Origin of the sequence: Mycobacterium sp. NAZ190054 (genome assembly GCF_001545925.1) — a bacterium.
Classification (GTDB): Bacteria; Actinomycetota; Actinomycetes; order Mycobacteriales; family Mycobacteriaceae; genus Mycobacterium.
Genome location: NZ_LMVQ01000020.1, coordinates 1 through 16,674 on the forward strand (window position 1 = coordinate 1; position 16,674 = coordinate 16,674).

A 16,674-nucleotide genomic window follows, 5' to 3' on the forward strand; every position below is an offset into this window, starting at 1 on the left:
TGAGGAACTCGAGACGACGAACGAGGAACTGCAGTCCACGGTGGAGGAACTGGAGACCACGAACGAGGAACTGCAGTCCACCAACGAAGAACTCTCTCGAGACCATGAACGAGGAGCTGCAGTCCACAAACGACGAACTGCACACGATCAACGACATGCTGCGGTCGGCGACGAACTCGGGATGGGCCGAAAGGATCGTCAGCCCGTCGGCGTCGACGATCACCGGCAGATCGGTCTCCAGCGCGAACACCAGGGCCGCCGCGGCGGTCTCGTCGGTTCCGAGGCCGGGACCCACCACCCACGCCTGGACCCGGCCCGCAGTGGCGTGGCCCGGGGTGGCGATGACCTCCGGCCAGTGCGAAACCACCTCGGCGGCAGCCGTTCCCGCGTAGCGCACCATCCCGGAGGTGGCGGCCACCGCTGCGCCGGTGCACAGGATCGCCGCGCCGGGATAGGTCGCCGAACCGGCCATCACGCCGGTGACGCCCTGGGTGTACTTGTCGTCCCTGGGGCCGGGAACCGGCCAGCGCGCGGCGACATCCTCGGCGTCGAGGGCCCGGACCTCACTCGCGGCGAGATCGAGGCCGATGTCCACGAGCTCCACCCGGCCGCAGTTCCCCAGCGCGTGAACGGGTTTGAGGCCGCCGAAGGTCACCGTCAGCGCGGGCTCGACGTGCGGACCGTCGGCCGCACCGGTGTGCACGTCGACGCCGCTGGGCAGGTCGACCGCGACGACGGGGATACCGGCGCGGGTGACGGCGTCGAACACGTCGGCGGCGTCGGGCCGCAACGGCCCCGAGCCGGAGATGCCGACGACGCCGTCGATGACCAGATCGGTTGCGCCCGGCACGGTTTCGACGATGCGCCCACCCGCCCGCAGAAACGCCGCGAGCGCCGCACGGTGGGTGCGCTCCGGTTTGAGCAGGACCGCCGACGCGGCCGCACCGCGCCGGCGCAGGAATGTCGCCGCCCACAGCGCGTCGCCGCCGTTGTCTCCGGAGCCGACCACCGCGCACACCGTCCTGCCTGCCACGGTGCCGAGTTCACGGACGATCGCGGTGGCCAGGCCGAACGCGGCCCGGCGCATCAGCCCGCCGTCGGGCAGGGCGGCGAGCAGCGGCGCTTCGGCCTCACGGATGGCGTCGGCGCTGTAGTAGTACCGCATGGGGGCTACGTTACGTGGGTGGGTGGCTCCGATCGCCGGAGCGGCCCAGCGCGTCAGCCGATCAGCAGAATTCCTGCTCATCCCAGAACCGGTGCACCCGTTCGCTGATCCTGTCCGGGTACTCACCGTTGATCGCGTGTGAAGCCTGCGGCCACAGTTCGACCTGTCCGTGCGGCAACAGGCTGCGCGCGGCCTCGGCGGCGCGGGCGGCGTCGTGGATCACGCTGCGCCCGGCGATCAGGGCCAGCACCGGAATGTCCAGTCCGCGCAGCTGGGCGCCGGTGAACCGAGTGGGCAGCGGCTGACGCAGCACGAAGTCGCGACTGCCCGACGCGATCAGCGCCGCCACCGGAACCGACTCGTCGACCTCGGCGCCACCGGAGAGCCAGCGCAACACGCGACTGCGCACCACCTCGGGCACCCGCGGCAGCCCCAGCGGGATCACGGCGAGCATCGTGCGAAAAGGGATGGGGGCGAACGTCATCACCGGGTCCAGCAGGGTCAGGGAAGCGGCCCGGCCCGGCCGGTGCACGGCGTGGTTGACCGCGGTCCAGCCCCCGAACGAGACTCCCATCAGATGGGGACGACCCAGCCCGAGCCCGTCGAGCATCTCGTCGAACCACAGCGCCTGATCGGCGGAGTCGGCGATCGGACGCTGCTGCACGGACAGTCCGGGCTCACCGAGCAGGTCCACGGCGAACACCGTGCGACGTGCGAGCAGTCCGGACAGGTTCGGGCTCCACATCGGGGTGGCGGCGTTGCGACCCGGCAGCAACACCACGGGGCGTCCATCCGGACCGTCGAACCGGTAGACCCGCACGGTACCGAAACTCGTTGGCACCTCGAAGGTTCCGTCCGGCTGCGGCAACTCGGCCAGACACCTCCGGTAGGCCGCGAGATAACGGGAGCGGGCCGCGTCGTCGCGGAAACGGCCGACCCGGTCGCCGGCCACTACTCGACGGTGACCGATTTCGCGAGGTTACGCGGCTTGTCGACGTCGTAGCCGCGGGCCTGGGCCACCCCCGCCGAGAACAACTGCATCGGGATCGTCGACAACAGCGGCTGGAAAAGCGTTGACACCGCGGGGATCTCGATCAGGTGGTCGGCGTAGGGCCGTACCGCGTCATCCCCCTCCTCGGCGATGACGATCGTGATCGCACCGCGGGCCTGGATCTCCCGGATGTTCGACAGCAGCTTGGAGTGCAGCGTCGCCGAATTCTTCGGTGACGGCATCACGACGATCACGGGCAGGTCGTCCTCGATCAGCGCGATCGGGCCGTGCTTGAGCTCGCCCGCCGCGAACCCCTCGGCGTGCATGTACGCCAGCTCCTTGAGCTTCAGCGCACCCTCGAGCGCCACCGGATAGCCGACATGACGCCCCAGGAACAGCACCGTCTGCGACGACGCGAACTGCTTGGCCAGCTGCACGACCGGTTCAGCGGTGTCCAGCACCCGCGAGATCAGGTCCGGCATCGCCTCGAGGTCGTGATACTCGCGCGCCACCTCGTCGGGGTACTTGGTGCCGCGCGCCTGCGCAAGCGCCAGTCCGACAAGGTAATTGGCGGCGATCTGGGCCAGGAACGTCTTGGTCGACGCGACGCCGATCTCCGGCCCGGCGCGGGTGTAGAGCACCGCGTCGCACTCGCGGGGGATCTGGCTGCCGTTGGTGTTGCAGATGGCCAGCACCTTGGCCTTCTGTTCCTTGGCGTGCCGGACCGCCTCCAGCGTGTCGGCGGTCTCGCCGGACTGGGAGATCGCGACGACGAGGGTGTGACTGTCCAGAACCGGGTCGCGGTACCGGAACTCGCTCGCGAGTTCGACCTCGACGGGCAGCCGGGTCCAGTGCTCGATGGCGTACTTGGCCAGCAAGCCGGAGTGGTAGGCGGTGCCGCAGGCGACCACGAAGACCTTGTCGACGTCGCGTAATTCCTGATCGGAGAGCCGTTGCTCGTCGAGCACGATGCGGTTGTCGGCGAAATGGCCCAGCAGCGTGTCGGACACGGCGGCGGGCTGCTCGGCGATCTCCTTGAGCATGAAGTACTCGTAGCCGCCCTTCTCGGCGGCCGAGGTGTCCCAGTCGATGTGGAACTCGCGGTAGTCCTTGGTGGCGGCACCGTGGAAGTCGGTGATGCGGTAGCCGTCCGCGGTGACGACGACGGCCTGGTCCTGCCCGAGTTCGACGGCGTCGCGGGTGTGTTCGATGAACGCGGCGACATCGGATCCGACGAACATCTCCCCGTCACCGATCCCGAGCACCAGTGGTGTCGAGCGCCGCGCCGCGACGAGGGTGCCGGGATCGTCGGCATGGGCGAAGACCAGCGTGAAGTGCCCCTCCAGACGCCGCAGCACCGCCAGCACCGAGGCCGGGAAGTCCCCCGCGGACTCACCGTGCACGTACTCGCGGGCGACCAGGTGCACCGCGACCTCGGTGTCGGTGTCGCTGGCGAACTCGACACCGGCGCGCTCCAGCTCGGCGCGCAGCGTCGCGAAGTTCTCGATGATGCCGTTGTGCACGACCGCGACCTTGCCGGAGGCGTCGCGGTGCGGATGGGCGTTCCGGTCGGTCGGCCGGCCGTGGGTGGCCCACCGGGTGTGGCCGAGACCGGTCGCACCCACCAGGTTGTCGGTCCCGCTCTCTTCCAGAGCGGCCTCCAGGTTGGCCAGCCGTCCCGCCTTGCGGCGCACGGTGAGGCCGCCCTGTCCGTCGAGCAGCGCCACCCCGGCCGAGTCGTACCCGCGGTACTCCATGCGGCGTAGCGCGTCGACGACGATGTCGCAGGCAGGGCGCTGCCCGACATAGCCGACGATTCCGCACATAGCCAACCAGGGTACGGCAGCAGACGGCCTGAACCGGGTTGGGCTACGGTCATCAGGTGGCCAGCACGAAGAAGCTCTATGCCGCGTTGACTCGCCGTGGACCGCACCGGGTTCTGCGCGGTGACCTGGCCTTTGCCGGCCAGCCGGGTGTCGTGTACACACCGGCGGAGGGCAAGAATCTGCCCGCGGTGGCGTTCGCCCACGACTGGATCACATCGGCCGACCGCTACCAGGGGACGCTGGAGCACCTGGCCTCGTGGGGAATCGTCGCGGCGGCCCCCCACACCGAGACCGGCCTGGCGCCGTCGGTGCTCAACCTGGCGTACGACCTGGGCACCACGCTGGACATCATCACCGGGGTGCGGCTGGGCCAGGGGGCGATCAGCGTGCACCCGAACAAGCTGGGCGTGGTGGGCCACGGGTTCGGGGCGTCGGCGGCGGTGTTCACGGCCGCGGGGATGCCTGGCCGGCTCAAAGGCGTGGTGGCGGCGTATCCGACGGTCTCCAGCCCGGCCGCCGAGGCCCCCGCCGCGGGCCTGACCGTGCCCGGCCTGATCCTGACCGATCCCGGCGACCCGATGACACTGCGCTCCAACGCGGTGGAGCTGGCCCGCGCGTGGAAGTCCGCGACGCTGCGCGCCACCGCCAAGACCAAGTCGGGCGGCCTCGTGGAGGGGCGGCGGCTGGCCACCGTGGTGGGCCTGCCGGGGGCCGACAAGGGCACCCAGAAGATCGTGCGCGCGCTGATGACCGGTTTCCTGCTGCACACCCTGTCCGGCGACAAGACCTACCGCGAGTTCGCCGACGCCGACGCCGAGCTGCCCAGGGCCTCGGTGATGGACCCGTTCGCCGACGACCCGGTCGATCTGGAGAACAAGGTCGTCGCGCTGCTCAAACCCTGAACCGTGGACTCACCCGTTCCCAACCAACCGGTTGGCTGCTATACCTGACGGATGCGGACCGGGATTTTCCTCAGCTACGCCGGCGGGTTCCTCGAAGCGGTGGACGAGGTCGTCGAGTGCGAGAAGCTCGGCGTCGACATCGCGCTGGTGGCCGAGGCGTACTCCTACGACGCGGTCAGCCAGCTCGGCTTCCTGGCGGCCAGGACGTCGCGGATCGAGCTCGGCACCGGCGTCGTGCCGATCTACACCCGCACCCCGGCCCTGATGGCGATGACGGCCGCCGGCATCGACTACGTCTCCGACGGCCGGTTCCGGCTGGGACTCGGCACGTCGGGCCCGCAGGTGGTCGAGGGCTTCCACGGCGTCCCGTTCGACGCACCGCTGGGCCGCACCCGCGAGGTCGTCGAGATCTGCAGGCAGGTGTGGCGGCGCGAGCGGCTGAGTTACGACGGCAAGCACTACCAGCTGCCGCTACCCAGCGAGGGGCCCGGGGCGCGCGGCACCGGGCTGGGCAAGCCACTGAAGCTGATCAACCATCCTGTGCGGGAACGCATCCCGATCACCATCGCCGCACTCGGGCCGAAGAACGTCGAGCTCACCGCCGAGATCGTCGAAGGCTGGCAGCCGGTGTTCTTCTATCCCGAGAAGGCCGACGACGTCTGGGGGGACGCGCTGCGCGCCGGCGCGTCCCGGCGCGACCCCGAACTCGGTCCGCTCGACGTGATGGTCAGCGCGAGCCTGGCGATCGGCGACGACGTCGACGACCGATTGGCCTGGGCCAAGCCGCAACTGGCGCTCTACATCGGCGGTATGGGCGCGCGGGGCCGCAACTTCTACCACAATCTGGCCACCCGGTACGGCTTCGGCGAGGTGGCCGACCACATCCAGAATCTGTACCTCGCGGGCCGGAAGGCCGAGGCGATCGACGCCGTCCCCGACGAACTGGTCCGCCAGGTGTCCCTCGTCGGCCCGGCCGGGTTCGTCAAGGAACGGCTCGCCGCCTACGCCGAGGCGGGTGTCACGACGATGCTCGTGCACCCGCTCTCGGCGGACCGGCGCGAGACCATCAGGTTCGTCGAGGAACTACAGTCGCTCGTATGACGGAGCTGACCGGATCAGCTCGGGTCGGGTGAACCGGTGAGCAGCACCGGGTTCGCCTTCAGCACGGCGTCGCGTCGCCAGTCCCGCAGGTTACCCGGCTTGGTGCGCCAGGGCAGGTCACCGTAGACGACGTCATCGAGTTTGCCGAGCCGGTCGTGGTCCTCGCGCAGATGCCGCACCCGTGCCAGATCGAGGGTGCTGGTGAACACGCCTTCCTTGGACTCGTCGACCAGGATCTCCTCCGGCGAGCAGATCATCGCGATGCCGCCCTGCTGGCTTTCGTCGAGCTCGATGTCGTCGGGCACCGGAATGTTCGAGCACACCGCGGTGAACATGATGTTCTCGATCGCGCGGGCCCACACCAAGGTTCGCCAGGTCGGGTACGACGACGTGTGCGGACCCACCAGGCCGGCGGGTAGGAGTGCGATGTCGGCACCTTTGAGCGCCAGCGCCCGCGAGCACTCGGTGGCGTACACCTCACTGCACATGATGATGCCGATCTTGCCGAGATCTGTGTCGTAGACCGGCAACTCGGTGGCGTTCACCCAGTCGAAATCCCAGTAGCGTCCGCCCTTGTAGATCCACGGCGTGTGCGACGGCGTGGTGCGGCGGTACCGGCCGATCTCCACCCCATCCGGGCTGTGCAGGGTGAGCGTGTTGTAGCACCGCACGCCTTCGTCGTCGAGCGGCTCGGCGAATCCACCCACCAGGTACACGCCGTGGCGTTCGGCGATCTCGTTGAGTTCGTCGACCGGCGTCCAGGTCACCGGCGCCGCCCACTCGCCCGGATAGGTCTCGGGTAACAGCACCAACTGTGCGCCCTGGCGCGCAGCCTCGGCCACATACGCGTCGGCCTGCTCGAGGTTGCGCTCGCGCGCGCCCTTCCCGAAGAAGGTGCGCGGTTGCACGACGCTCATCGTCACTTGATCCATTGATCTTCCTTTCTCACAGGTACGGTCAGTCACGGCCGCCGGTCAGAAACCAACGAGCTTGTACTTGCGTGCGACAATCTGAAATCCGATGACCACAAACAGAATTGCGGTCAACGAGACCACGCCGATGGCAGCCACCTCCGCCGTCGTAGCCAGACCGCTCTTGTCGTAGATCACCACGGTCGCGGTCTTGGTCGAAGGATCGGACAGCAGGATGGACGCCTCGAGTTCCTTGAACGCCCACACCGTGATGTACAGGCCGCTGGCCAGCAGCGCCGGTCCCAGCAGCGGCATGACGACAGTCCGGAACGACGTCAGGAACGACGCACCACTGACGACCGCCGCTTCGTGCAGTTCCCGGTTGATCTGCATCAACCGGGCGTTGATGTTCCTGGCGGCCAGCGCCACGAACAGGATGAAGAACGCGAGCACCAAGCTGACGTAGGTGCCCCTGATGTCGATCGGCAGCATCAGGTAGAGCCACAACATGCAGATCGCGATCACGATGTTGGGGAACGACAACGGCACGAACGTCAGAAAGTCCAACAGCTTGCTGGAGGGCCGGCGCTCGTGGACGACGAACCAGCCGCTCAACGAGGCCACCACCAACACCAGCAGCGTCGTGCCGAGCCCGACGATCAAGCTGTTCCGGAAACCGATCAGGATCGCGTCGTCGGCGAAAAGCCGCGTGTAGGAGTCGATACTCGCGTAGTCCAACGCCTTCAACGACGGCGGCCGATAGAACGGCATCAGCGACAGCCAGACCAGCATCAGGATCGGCAGGATCACGCCGACGAAGAGCACCGCCAACGAACCCAGTCCGACCACCCACCGGACAACCGGTTTGAGCCGGATCGGTTCCGGGCGAAAGTTCTTGCCGCTCATGGTCGCATACCGGCGGGCCGCCCTGTTGAACCGGCTGTAGTACCAAACCATCAGCAGCGCGACCGCGAGCATCGGCAGTGCGTACGCCGAGATCCGGCCGGTATCGCTCGGCGGTGTGACGGTCTGGAAGAAAAGTTCGGTGCTGTACGTCAGGTTCTTCTCGCGAAGTCCGAGATACCACGGCACCTCGAAGGCTTCCCAACTCCGCATCAGGGCGATGATCCCCGTGGCGACTATCGCGGGCATCGCGAGTTTGAACACGATGTCACGCATGACGCGGGACCGGCCGGCTCCCGAGACCTCGGCGGCTTCTTCGAGCGAACGGTCCATCGCGGTCAGGCCGGGGACCATGAACAGATACACCAACGGCAGGAGCAGGAATGACTCGACCAGGATCATGGCCGGCATCCCGTAAGCGTTCAGCAGCACACCTTCGGTGCCGGTGAGCGACTGCCAAGCCTCGTTGATCACGCCGTTGTCCGGCGACAGCAGGTACGACCATACGATCGGGTACAGCACCTCCGGCATCGCCAGTTGATAAAGCACCAGCGCTGCGATGATGCCGCGGCACACCGCATTGGTCCTGGTGGTGACGAATGCCAGGAATCCGCCGAGGATCAGCGCGATCAGCGATGAGCCGACGGCGAACACCGTTGTCCGCAGCACCACCGCGAGGAGATCACCGGAGAAGATCTCATTGATATTCGTGAGCGAGAAGTCCGGGCTCAGAAATGTCGGGTCGTCTGGACGGACGTCCTTGAAGCTCGTGTAGACGATCCCGATCAGCGGCACCACGATCTGCCACAGTAGGAAGACCAAAAGTGCTGCGACGATGCAGGATTGAACGGTTACACGTTGTTTGAGCTCCCGCAGGACGCGCGTCCCCTTGGGCACCCCCGGCGGCGGGACCGCCGGGGGCGCGTCGGGTTCGGAGAGAACTGTCATCGAACGAATAGGCTCTGGAACTCGTTCACACGGGTGTCGAAGTCGCCGAAGTTCTCACTGTTGACGAAGAACAGCTCGCAATCGGTGGCGCACACGTCGCCGAGCACCTCGGGCGGGGCGACGTCGCCGAGCACCGGGTTCTTGTAGGAGCCGCTGGCCAGGATCTTCTGGGCATCTTCAGTCATCAGCCATTCGAAGAACAGTTGGGTGGTCGCCGGGTGCGGTGCGTTGTCAAGGCCGATGTACACATCGGGTTGAGCGATCACGTACGGAGATTTTGCGAAGGCGATGGGAGCACCCCGGTCCAGGTAAGGGCCCACCACCGCGCTGAACAGATTGACCGCCACCGGCAGGGAACCGGCTGCCACCTGCTCGTATCCTTGGGTTCCCGTGAACACCACCGGATCATTGGCGGCAAGCCGCCGCATCAGGTCCATACCGGCATCCTCGCCGTGGTAGGCCAGCTCACCGGCGAACCAGTCGATCTGCTCGACGTCGATGCCGAACTTCCCGCGCCACTTCGGGTCGGTCAACTCTTCCAGTGACTTGGGCGCCTCCTCTTCGGAGAGCACCTCCGAGTTGTACGACAGCGGGAAGGTGAAGTAGTCGGCAACCAGGTAACGGCCGTCCCCCAGCTTCAGATCCTCGTCGACTTCGTCGATGCCGGCAGGGGTGAATGACATCCCCAGGTTGTTGTCCCCGTTGATGATTCGCTCTTCGAGCGGGCCGCCTTGGATGATGTCGGCATTCGGATTCCCCGACCGGTTCTCACTGACCACACGTTCGATCAGCTGCAGCGTGTTACCCGACGTCACCTCGATGTCGACAAACGGGTAGCGCGCTTTGAAGGCGTCGAACAGTTCTCGGTTCGCCTCCTCACCGAGGATGAAGTAGTAATTCAGCTTCCCGCCCTCCGCTTCGGCCTGCTCGGCGAGAGCCGCGAACGGGTCGTTCTCCGGTGCGACGGGTCCCGCTGCCGGAGTGTCGGACCCGCCACCACCACAACCTGTGATCAGAGTCATCCCCGCGACGATGCCGGCAGCGGCCAGCTTGGTGAATTTCATTTGGATTCGGCTCCTTCGGTGATGGTGGCAGCAGCCGGTTGATCCGCGTCAACCGGGATACAGGCGGACGGCGGGAAGCTTGCGACCACGTGGTCCCCCTCCCGCCACGGTTTACCGTCGAACGTCCTCGCCGTGAGTACCAGTCCGGGCTTGACCTCTACGGAGGACTCCCAGTACATCCCGAGGAATCGGGGGCTCCGGATCGTTCCAACGACGTGGTTGACACCGCTGGCAGGATGTATGGCGCTGTCCTGCAGGGTGATCTGATCGGGTCGCAGCATCAGCGTGACGTTCTCGCCGGAGCTGACCTGCCGGCCTGCATCGTCGAAGGCGATCTCCCCCGCCTCGCCGCTGATCATGCCCCGACCGGGTCCGGCATCGGTCACGGTGCCGGTGAGAAAGTTCGCCGAGCCCAGAAAGGACGCGCCGAACTGTGTGATCGGAGTGTGGTAGATCGCTTCCGGGGTGCCTTGTTCCAGAATGTTGCCGGAGCGCATCAACACCACGACGTCGGACATCGACATCGCCTCGTTGTGGTCGTGTGTGACGTAGACGACGGTCAGACCGAGTTCACGTTGCAAGTCCCGCAGATAGCGGCCCAGGTCCCGGCGCAGCCCGGTATCGAGGTTGGACAGCGGTTCGTCGAGCAAGAGGACTTCGGGCCTGGCAACGATCGCCCGTGCGAGCGCGACTCGTTGCTGTTGTCCGCCACTGAGATTCGGAGCCGGTCGCGACGCCATCGCAGAGAGACCGACGAGCTCGAGTGCGTCGGTGACCATCTGCTTCGCTTTGGCACGCGGGACCCCTTGTCGTTTCAGGGGATAGGAGACGTTGCCCGCCACCGTCATATGCGGCCAGATGGCATAGGACTGGAACACCATCCCGATACGGCGCTTGGCCGGGGCGAGGTTGATACGTTCCCTGCTGTCGTAGGCGGTGACGTCGCCGATGACGATCGCGCCGGAGTCCGGCGTCTCCAGGCCGGCGATGCTTCGAAGCGTTGTGCTCTTACCGCACCCACTGGGGCCCAGCAGGGTCAGAAAAGTTCCCTTGGGGATTTCCAACGAGATGTCATTGATCGCTGGCGGCGCGCCTTTGTCGTACGCCTTGACCAAGTTCTCGATCGTGATCACCGGTTCTCACTTCCTGCTGAGCGGATCACCTCGCGGGCCACTCTGTGTACGGCTGCCGGTCTATGTATACGAGATGCGCCAAGGTGCTGCAACAGGAAGCTCGCGTTGCGGTTCCAAGCTCGTTACGTATACCGTTTTGCCCAAGCTGTACACATAAGCGTGCGTGCTGACTGGGGAGAAACATCGTGAACGACGGGACATCGGCTGACCGAATCGCCGAGCAACTTCGCGAGAGTATCCTGACCGGCGCGCTCGCGCCGGGTACGCAGTTGTCGCAGGAGCGGGTCGCCAAAGAGTTTGGTGTGAGCCGGATTCCGGCGCGCGATGCACTCCGCATGCTGGCCGGCGAGGGCCTCGTCACCAACTCGGCCGGCGGCTCGGTGCTCGTCACCGGGATGTCGATCGCCGAACTGCAAGAGCTCTACGAGATGCGCATCGCGGTCGAACCCATCGCCACGCGCGTTGCCGTACCCAATGTCGGCCGCGCGGAAGTGATTCGGATGCGTCGACTGCTAGAGGCGATGCAAACGTCCGACGACCCATACGTCTGGCTCGACAGTAATGCCGAGTTTCACGCGCAGATCTACCGTCAGGCGAACCGGCCACGAATGATCCAGACCGTCGAACAGCTGCGCAAGCTCACCGACCGGTACCTGTATCTGCACCTCGAGGTGATCGGACAGAGCGCACACCTCGACCAGGAACACAGCGACATCCTGGAAGCCGTCGAATCCGGCGACAGCGAACTCACCGCAGCCCGCACGCACCAGCACCTCGTCACGTCTCACGAGTTCATCCTCAACTACCTGCTCGAACAGTCGGTCGACCCCGCACCAGGCACCTCCACGCGCTGAGCCTTCGCATTCACGCGCCCCGTCACCGCCCGACCTCCCACACGAGAGAGATCACCTCATGTCCGAACAGTTCTCGTCCGCAGCACCGGCACCGGTGGACTCCAACGGTGAAGCCGCACACGGCTTGCTCATCCACGGTGAACACAGACCGGGCCACGGCGAGCTGCTGGATATCGTCAACCCGGCCACTGCGAAGGTGTTCGCGCGCTGCCACAACGCCAGTGTCGAAGACACCCATGACGCGGTCGCGTCCGCGCGTGCGACGTTCGACTCCGGGGTCTGGTCCAAGATGCCGATCCACGAGCGGGCCCGCATCCTGAACCGCTTCGGCGACCTCCTCGAGCGCGATATGCAGGAGCTGTACCGGCTGGAAACGATCAACAACGGCAGGCCGATCACGGAGACCAGGGCTCAAATCACCCGATTGCCCGAGTGGTACCGCTACAACGCCGCACTGTTGCTCGCCGCGCGCACCTCGGTGGTGCCCATGTCGGGTGACTACCACTCTTACACTTCGCGATTCCCGCTCGGCGTGGTTGCGACGCTGTCGTCGTTCAACCACCCGCTGATGATCGCCTCCAAGAGCGTGGCCCCCGCACTCGCCACCGGCAACAGCGTGGTGCTCAAGCCGTCTGAGCAGACCCCGCTGACCGCGCTGCTCATCGGCGCGCTGGCGCTGGAGGCGGGAATGCCGCCCGGCGTCCTCAACGTCGTGCCGGGACTCGGGCCGGTCACGGGCGCGGCGTTGGCCGAGCACCCGCTGGTGGACAAGGTCGTGTTCACCGGCGGCACCGAGGTGGGCCGGTCGATCTCGGTCGCCACGGCGAAGCGGTTCGCGAAGTCCACCGTCGAATTGGGCGGCAAATCACCGGTTCTGGTGTTCGACGACACCCCGGTCGACGTCGCCGCGCGCGGCACCGCGTTCGGCGGATTCATCGGCGCCGGCCAGACATGCATCGCCGGCACCCGCATCGTCGTACAGGAAACCATCTACGACGAGTTCGTCGCCGCTCTCGTTGATCAGGCCGAACGCATTCGGATCGGTGATCCGAGCCTGCCCGAGACACAATTGGGTCCGGTGATCTCTGATCGGGCCCGCCGGCGCATCCTGGACTATGTGGAAATCGGCCGAGCCGAGGGCGCGACGGTGGCCACGGGCGGTTACTCCCCGCAGCTTCCGGGCCTCGACGGATTCTTCGTCGCCCCGACGGTGCTGTCCGGGGTGACCAACCAGATGCGCGTCGCCAGGGAGGAGATCTTCGGCCCGGTCGTGGTGGTGATCCCGTTCCGCGACGAAGCCGGCGCGGTGCATATCGCCAATGACTCCGCATACGGCCTGGGCTCGTCGATCTGGACACGGGACGTCGCACGAGCGCATCGGGTCGCATCGAAGCTCGAGCACGGCATCGTGTGGGTGAACGACCACCATCGGCTGGACCCCTGCTCACCCTGGGGCGGTGTGCGCGACAGCGGACACGGCCGCGAAGGCGGATGGGAGTCGTTTGACGACTTCACCCACGTCCGTGCGGTCACGGTGCGCACTGCCGACAGCGACGTGGACTGGTACGGCGATGTGGCCGTGGAGAGGCTGAACTGATGACCCAGGGGCTGACGCTCGAGCTCGACGGTGAGGTGTTGACAGCGGTCCTCGACGCGCCGGACGGCAATCTCATGACGCTCGACATGTGCGATGCACTGGCCGCCGTCCTGCGCGACCCGCCGGCCGGTGCGCACGTGCTGGTGCTCAGCGCTGCAGGCGACCAGTTCTGCCTCGGCCGGGAACGCACCGCCGCGACGCCGGACGACCTGCCCGACGAGGTGGCTCGCCTGGTTGCGGTCAACGAAGCGCTTGCGACCACGCGCCTGGTCACGGTGGCCCGGGTGCACGGGGACGCCGGCGGTTTCGGCGTCGGACTGGCGGCCCTCTGCGACGTCGCAGTCGCTACCGAGGCGGCCCAGCTCAGTTTTCCCGAAGTGCGTATCGATCTGGCCCCAGCGCTGGTGCTGGCATGGCTGCCGGCAGTCGTCGGACGGCGGGAAGCATTCTGGCTCACGGCGACCGGCGAGTCGGTCGCCGGCGCCGAAGCCGTCCGGTTGGGCCTGCTCAACGAGGTCGTCGAGGACGTCGCCGCGCTCGATGCCGCGGTATCGCGACGGGTTCAGTTGTTGCTACGCGGTAAGCCGCGGGTGCACGCCGAGATTCGCCGCATGTTGCGTTCCATGGAGTCGTTGTCTCCGACACAGGCATACGAGCTGGCCGCCGACCGGTTGGTCCTCGGTTCGATGCGCAGGGCCCGCTGATGCCCGGTCACGCCTGGATTCCGCCGGTCAGGATCGCGGCGAGCTCACGGTAGGCGCGGGCGTCGTCGAGCCCGGTGTTCTCCCGCACCACCCGCTGCTGGATGCGCACCATCACCGTGGCGACCAAATCCGCCGCGAAGGCGGCATGGACGTCCCGGAACTCCCCCGCGGCGACGCCCTCGGCGATCAGCTGCTGCACGCGGCGCGCCGCGATGCGGGTGTTCTTCTCGTAGATGCCGCGCGCCGGGCCGAACGCGTCGAGATCGGCCATGAACCGGTCCGAGGCGGGATCCAGCGCCGCGCCGACCGCGCTCAGATAGGCCACGATCCGGTCGCGGGCCCCGTCGACAGCCGCCACCTGCGCTTCGACCGATTCGGTCGCCGACCGGAAGAAGTGCACGGTCGCCGCCTGCACCAACTGCTCCTTGCTGCCGGCCAGGGTGTACAGCGTGGACTTCGAGCAGCGCAGGCGCGCCGCGATCTCGTCCAGCGTCAGATGGGCGAATCCTTCGGCCAGGAAGAGCGCGGTGAGCGCATCGAACAGTTCGGTGCGGCGCCGGGTGGCGAACGCGGGCCTGGTCACGGCTCGATAGTACTGGAGTTGGTCCTGTAGTACTGTCCAAGGTATGGCTGTCGACCGTCTCCTGCCCACCGAGGAAGCGCGCGAACTCGTCGACCTCGCCCGGCAGATCGGTGACAAGGTCCTCGACCCGATCGTCGACCGGCACGAGAAGGACGAGACCTACCCCGACGGCGTTTTCGCGACGCTCGGCGAGGCCGGGTTGCTGAGCCTGCCGTACCCCGAGGAGTGGGGCGGCGGCGGCCAGCCCTACGAGGTGTACCTGCAGGTGCTCGAGGAACTGGCCGCCAAGTGGGCCGCCGTCGCGGTCGCCGTCAGCGTGCACAGCCTGTCCTGCCACCCTCTGATGAGCTTCGGCACCGACGAGCAGCGCCAGCGCTGGCTGCCGGAGATGCTGGGCGGCTCGACCATCGGCGCGTACAGCCTGTCCGAACCCCAGGCAGGCTCCGACGCCGCCGCGCTGACCTGCAAGGCCGTAGCCGCCGACGGTGGTTACCGCGTCAACGGTGCGAAGGCGTGGATCACTCACGGCGGCATCGCCGACTTCTACAACCTGTTCGCCCGTACCGGCGAAGGTTCTCAAGGCATTTCGTGCTTCCTGGTGCCCAAGGACACCGAGGGGCTGACCTTCGGCAAGCCGGAGGAGAAGATGGGTCTGCACGCGGTGCCGACCACCACGGCGCACTACGACAACGCCTTCATCGAGGCCGACCGTCGCATCGGCACCGAGGGCCAGGGTCTGCAGATCGCGTTCAGCGCACTGGATTCCGGGCGGCTGGGCATCGCCGCGGTCGCGGTCGGGCTGGCGCAGGCCGCGCTCGACGCGGCGGTCGACTACAGCCGGCAGCGAACCACATTCGGCCGCAAGATCATCGACCATCAGGGGCTGGCGTTCCTGCTGGCCGACATGGCCGCCGCCGTCGACGCTGCCCGGGCCACCTACCTCGACGCGGCCCGTCGCCGCGACGCGGGGCTGCCCTACTCACGGCACGCGTCGGTCGCCAAGCTCACCGCCACCGACGCGGCCATGAAGGTGACCACCGACGCCGTCCAGGTGCTCGGGGGCGCCGGTTACACCCGCGACTACCGGGTCGAGCGCTTCATGCGCGAAGCCAAGATCACCCAGATCTTCGAGGGCACCAACCAGATTCAGCGACTGGTGATCAGCCGGCACCTGGCGCGCGACTGACCGTGTCGCACACCGGCGGGCCGGTCTGCGGCCGCCGCGCGACCACGAGTTCCCCGAGCAGCGCGGCGACGACGCCGAACGCGAAGTACAGCGGCACCAGGAACGGCGCGACACCGAACAGTTCGTCCGAGTCCGGGTGGTAGGCGAACACCCCCAGGCGCACCAGCGCGATCTCGACGGCGGGACCGATCACGGCGATGGCCGCGCCGCACCCGGCCCCAGGTCCGTCGCCGAGCACGCACCACGTGATCACCGCCGCCGCGCAGATCAGCGCAGTCACCGGGACGACCGCTTCGGCGTGCACCAGCGCGGTGGTGACGTACATACCGACGACCGCCGCGATGCCGGCCAGAGCCTGCCGGGCGGTCACATCCGTGCGCGGGGCGGGCAGATGCAACCGCAGTTCGGCCAGCGCCACCGTCGCCGACCCCACCAGAACCGGAAACCACAGCGGGCTGCTCCACAGGAACGGCACCGTGTCGGTGTAGTAGACGGTCGTCCCGGTCACCACATGGCTGTGGTCGCCGAGCAGCGCGGCCGCGGCGCCGAGCAGGAACAGCGCCACCGCTTCCATGATCCGCAGTCTCACGCCGGGTGAGGCTACCCTGCCGGTTCTCCGACCTGGGGCACTTCGTCAGCGGCGATCTCACACGGCGTCTGGTCCTGCTCGGCGCCGCGGCCGCGCTGCTCGGCGACTCAAGCCCTGTGATGACCGGGACGCCCGTCTACTACCCCGACAAGTGTCTGTTCCTGTAGAGCTGCTCGCTTAGGTTTCCGGTCCTTGTGGGCTATGGTATGTCTGCGTC

The 16,674-nt window shown here is 67.1% G+C and carries 16 protein-coding genes; 7 read left to right on the forward strand and 9 right to left on the reverse strand.

From position 1 onward, the window contains the following. The 3 genes from ASJ79_RS02285 to glmS form a co-directional block, all read right to left on the reverse strand. Nucleotides 1–1,165 (reverse strand): NAD(P)H-hydrate epimerase (locus tag ASJ79_RS02285; protein ID WP_156448250.1); only part of this gene is annotated, 1,165 nt, incomplete at its 3' end. A 61-nt stretch (nt 1,166–1,226) separates the two neighbouring features. Continuing rightward, a complete protein-coding gene (locus tag ASJ79_RS02290) occupies nt 1,227–2,117 on the reverse strand; it encodes an alpha/beta fold hydrolase (protein ID WP_082753621.1) in 891 nt (296 codons plus the stop codon). Beyond that, the gene (gene glmS / locus ASJ79_RS02295) at nt 2,117–3,982 is read right to left on the reverse strand and encodes a glutamine--fructose-6-phosphate transaminase (isomerizing) (RefSeq protein WP_067952820.1); all 1,866 of its coding nucleotides are present in this window, start codon (nt 3,980–3,982) and stop codon (nt 2,117–2,119) included. Before glmS ends, ASJ79_RS02290 begins: the two co-directional genes overlap by 1 nt. A 56-nt stretch (nt 3,983–4,038) precedes the next feature. Here glmS and ASJ79_RS02300 point away from each other — a divergent pair, with 56 nt between their 5' ends. Both ASJ79_RS02300 and ASJ79_RS02305 read left to right on the forward strand, forming a co-directional pair. Then, nucleotides 4,039–4,884 carry a dienelactone hydrolase family protein gene (locus ASJ79_RS02300; protein ID WP_067952837.1) on the forward strand — a complete coding sequence of 282 codons (846 nt, stop codon included), beginning with the start codon at nt 4,039–4,041 and terminating at the stop codon, nt 4,882–4,884. 51 nt (nt 4,885–4,935) lie between these two features. After that, nucleotides 4,936–5,985, forward strand: a complete 1,050-nt coding sequence (locus tag ASJ79_RS02305; protein WP_067952822.1) for an LLM class F420-dependent oxidoreductase — start codon at nt 4,936–4,938, stop codon at nt 5,983–5,985. A gap of 14 nt (nt 5,986–5,999) precedes the next feature. Here ASJ79_RS02305 and ASJ79_RS02310 read toward each other — a convergent pair whose 3' ends face one another. Genes ASJ79_RS02310 through ASJ79_RS02325 form a run of 4 tightly spaced genes read right to left on the reverse strand, consistent with a single transcriptional unit; the run spans nt 6,000 to nt 10,944 of the window. Continuing rightward, nucleotides 6,000–6,917, reverse strand: a complete 918-nt coding sequence (locus ASJ79_RS02310) for a carbon-nitrogen hydrolase family protein (protein WP_067952823.1) — start codon at nt 6,915–6,917, stop codon at nt 6,000–6,002. Nucleotides 6,918–6,959: 42 nt separating this feature from the next. Continuing rightward, on the reverse strand, nt 6,960–8,747 hold the full coding sequence (locus ASJ79_RS02315; protein WP_082753622.1) for an iron ABC transporter permease: 1,788 nt from the start codon (nt 8,745–8,747) through the stop codon (nt 6,960–6,962). Beyond that, on the reverse strand, nt 8,744–9,811 hold the full coding sequence (locus tag ASJ79_RS02320) for an ABC transporter substrate-binding protein (RefSeq protein ID WP_067952827.1): 1,068 nt from the start codon (nt 9,809–9,811) through the stop codon (nt 8,744–8,746). Before ASJ79_RS02320 ends, ASJ79_RS02315 begins: the two co-directional genes overlap by 4 nt. Continuing rightward, nucleotides 9,808–10,944 carry an ABC transporter ATP-binding protein gene (locus ASJ79_RS02325; protein ID WP_067952829.1) on the reverse strand — a complete coding sequence of 379 codons (1,137 nt, stop codon included), beginning with the start codon at nt 10,942–10,944 and terminating at the stop codon, nt 9,808–9,810. The genes ASJ79_RS02320 and ASJ79_RS02325 overlap by 4 nt, the downstream gene beginning before the upstream one ends. A gap of 185 nt (nt 10,945–11,129) precedes the next feature. Here ASJ79_RS02325 and ASJ79_RS02330 point away from each other — a divergent pair, with 185 nt between their 5' ends. From ASJ79_RS02330 to ASJ79_RS02340, 3 genes are read left to right on the forward strand one after another with little or no spacing between them, the layout of a single operon-like run. After that, a complete protein-coding gene (locus tag ASJ79_RS02330; RefSeq protein ID WP_156448251.1) occupies nt 11,130–11,798 on the forward strand; it encodes a GntR family transcriptional regulator in 669 nt (222 codons plus the stop codon). 58 nt (nt 11,799–11,856) lie between these two features. Continuing rightward, nucleotides 11,857–13,395: an aldehyde dehydrogenase gene (locus ASJ79_RS02335; protein WP_082753623.1), complete on the forward strand. Its 1,539-nt coding sequence runs from the start codon at nt 11,857–11,859 to the stop codon at nt 13,393–13,395. Further along, nucleotides 13,395–14,099, forward strand: a complete 705-nt coding sequence (locus tag ASJ79_RS02340) for an enoyl-CoA hydratase/isomerase family protein (RefSeq protein WP_067952831.1) — start codon at nt 13,395–13,397, stop codon at nt 14,097–14,099. The genes ASJ79_RS02335 and ASJ79_RS02340 overlap by 1 nt, the downstream gene beginning before the upstream one ends. A gap of 7 nt (nt 14,100–14,106) precedes the next feature. Here the strand turns inward: ASJ79_RS02340 and ASJ79_RS02345 are convergent, their stop codons facing one another. Then, nucleotides 14,107–14,682, reverse strand: a complete 576-nt coding sequence (locus tag ASJ79_RS02345; RefSeq protein ID WP_067952833.1) for a TetR/AcrR family transcriptional regulator — start codon at nt 14,680–14,682, stop codon at nt 14,107–14,109. Nucleotides 14,683–14,725: 43 nt separating this feature from the next. On the opposite strand from ASJ79_RS02345, the gene ASJ79_RS02350 reads away from it, so the two are divergent. Continuing rightward, on the forward strand, nt 14,726–15,868 hold the full coding sequence (locus ASJ79_RS02350; protein WP_067952834.1) for an acyl-CoA dehydrogenase family protein: 1,143 nt from the start codon (nt 14,726–14,728) through the stop codon (nt 15,866–15,868). Here ASJ79_RS02350 and ASJ79_RS02355 read toward each other — a convergent pair. After that, the gene (locus ASJ79_RS02355; protein WP_067952836.1) at nt 15,843–16,457 is read right to left on the reverse strand and encodes a hypothetical protein; all 615 of its coding nucleotides are present in this window, start codon (nt 16,455–16,457) and stop codon (nt 15,843–15,845) included. The two genes, ASJ79_RS02350 and ASJ79_RS02355, sit on opposite strands and share 26 nt — an antisense overlap. 5 nt (nt 16,458–16,462) lie before the next feature. Here ASJ79_RS02355 and ASJ79_RS31890 point away from each other — a divergent pair, with 5 nt between their 5' ends. Then, nucleotides 16,463–16,624 (forward strand): hypothetical protein, encoded by a 162-nt coding sequence (locus tag ASJ79_RS31890; RefSeq protein WP_156448252.1) that lies wholly within the window; start codon nt 16,463–16,465, stop codon nt 16,622–16,624. Nucleotides 16,625–16,674: the final 50 nt, after the last annotated feature.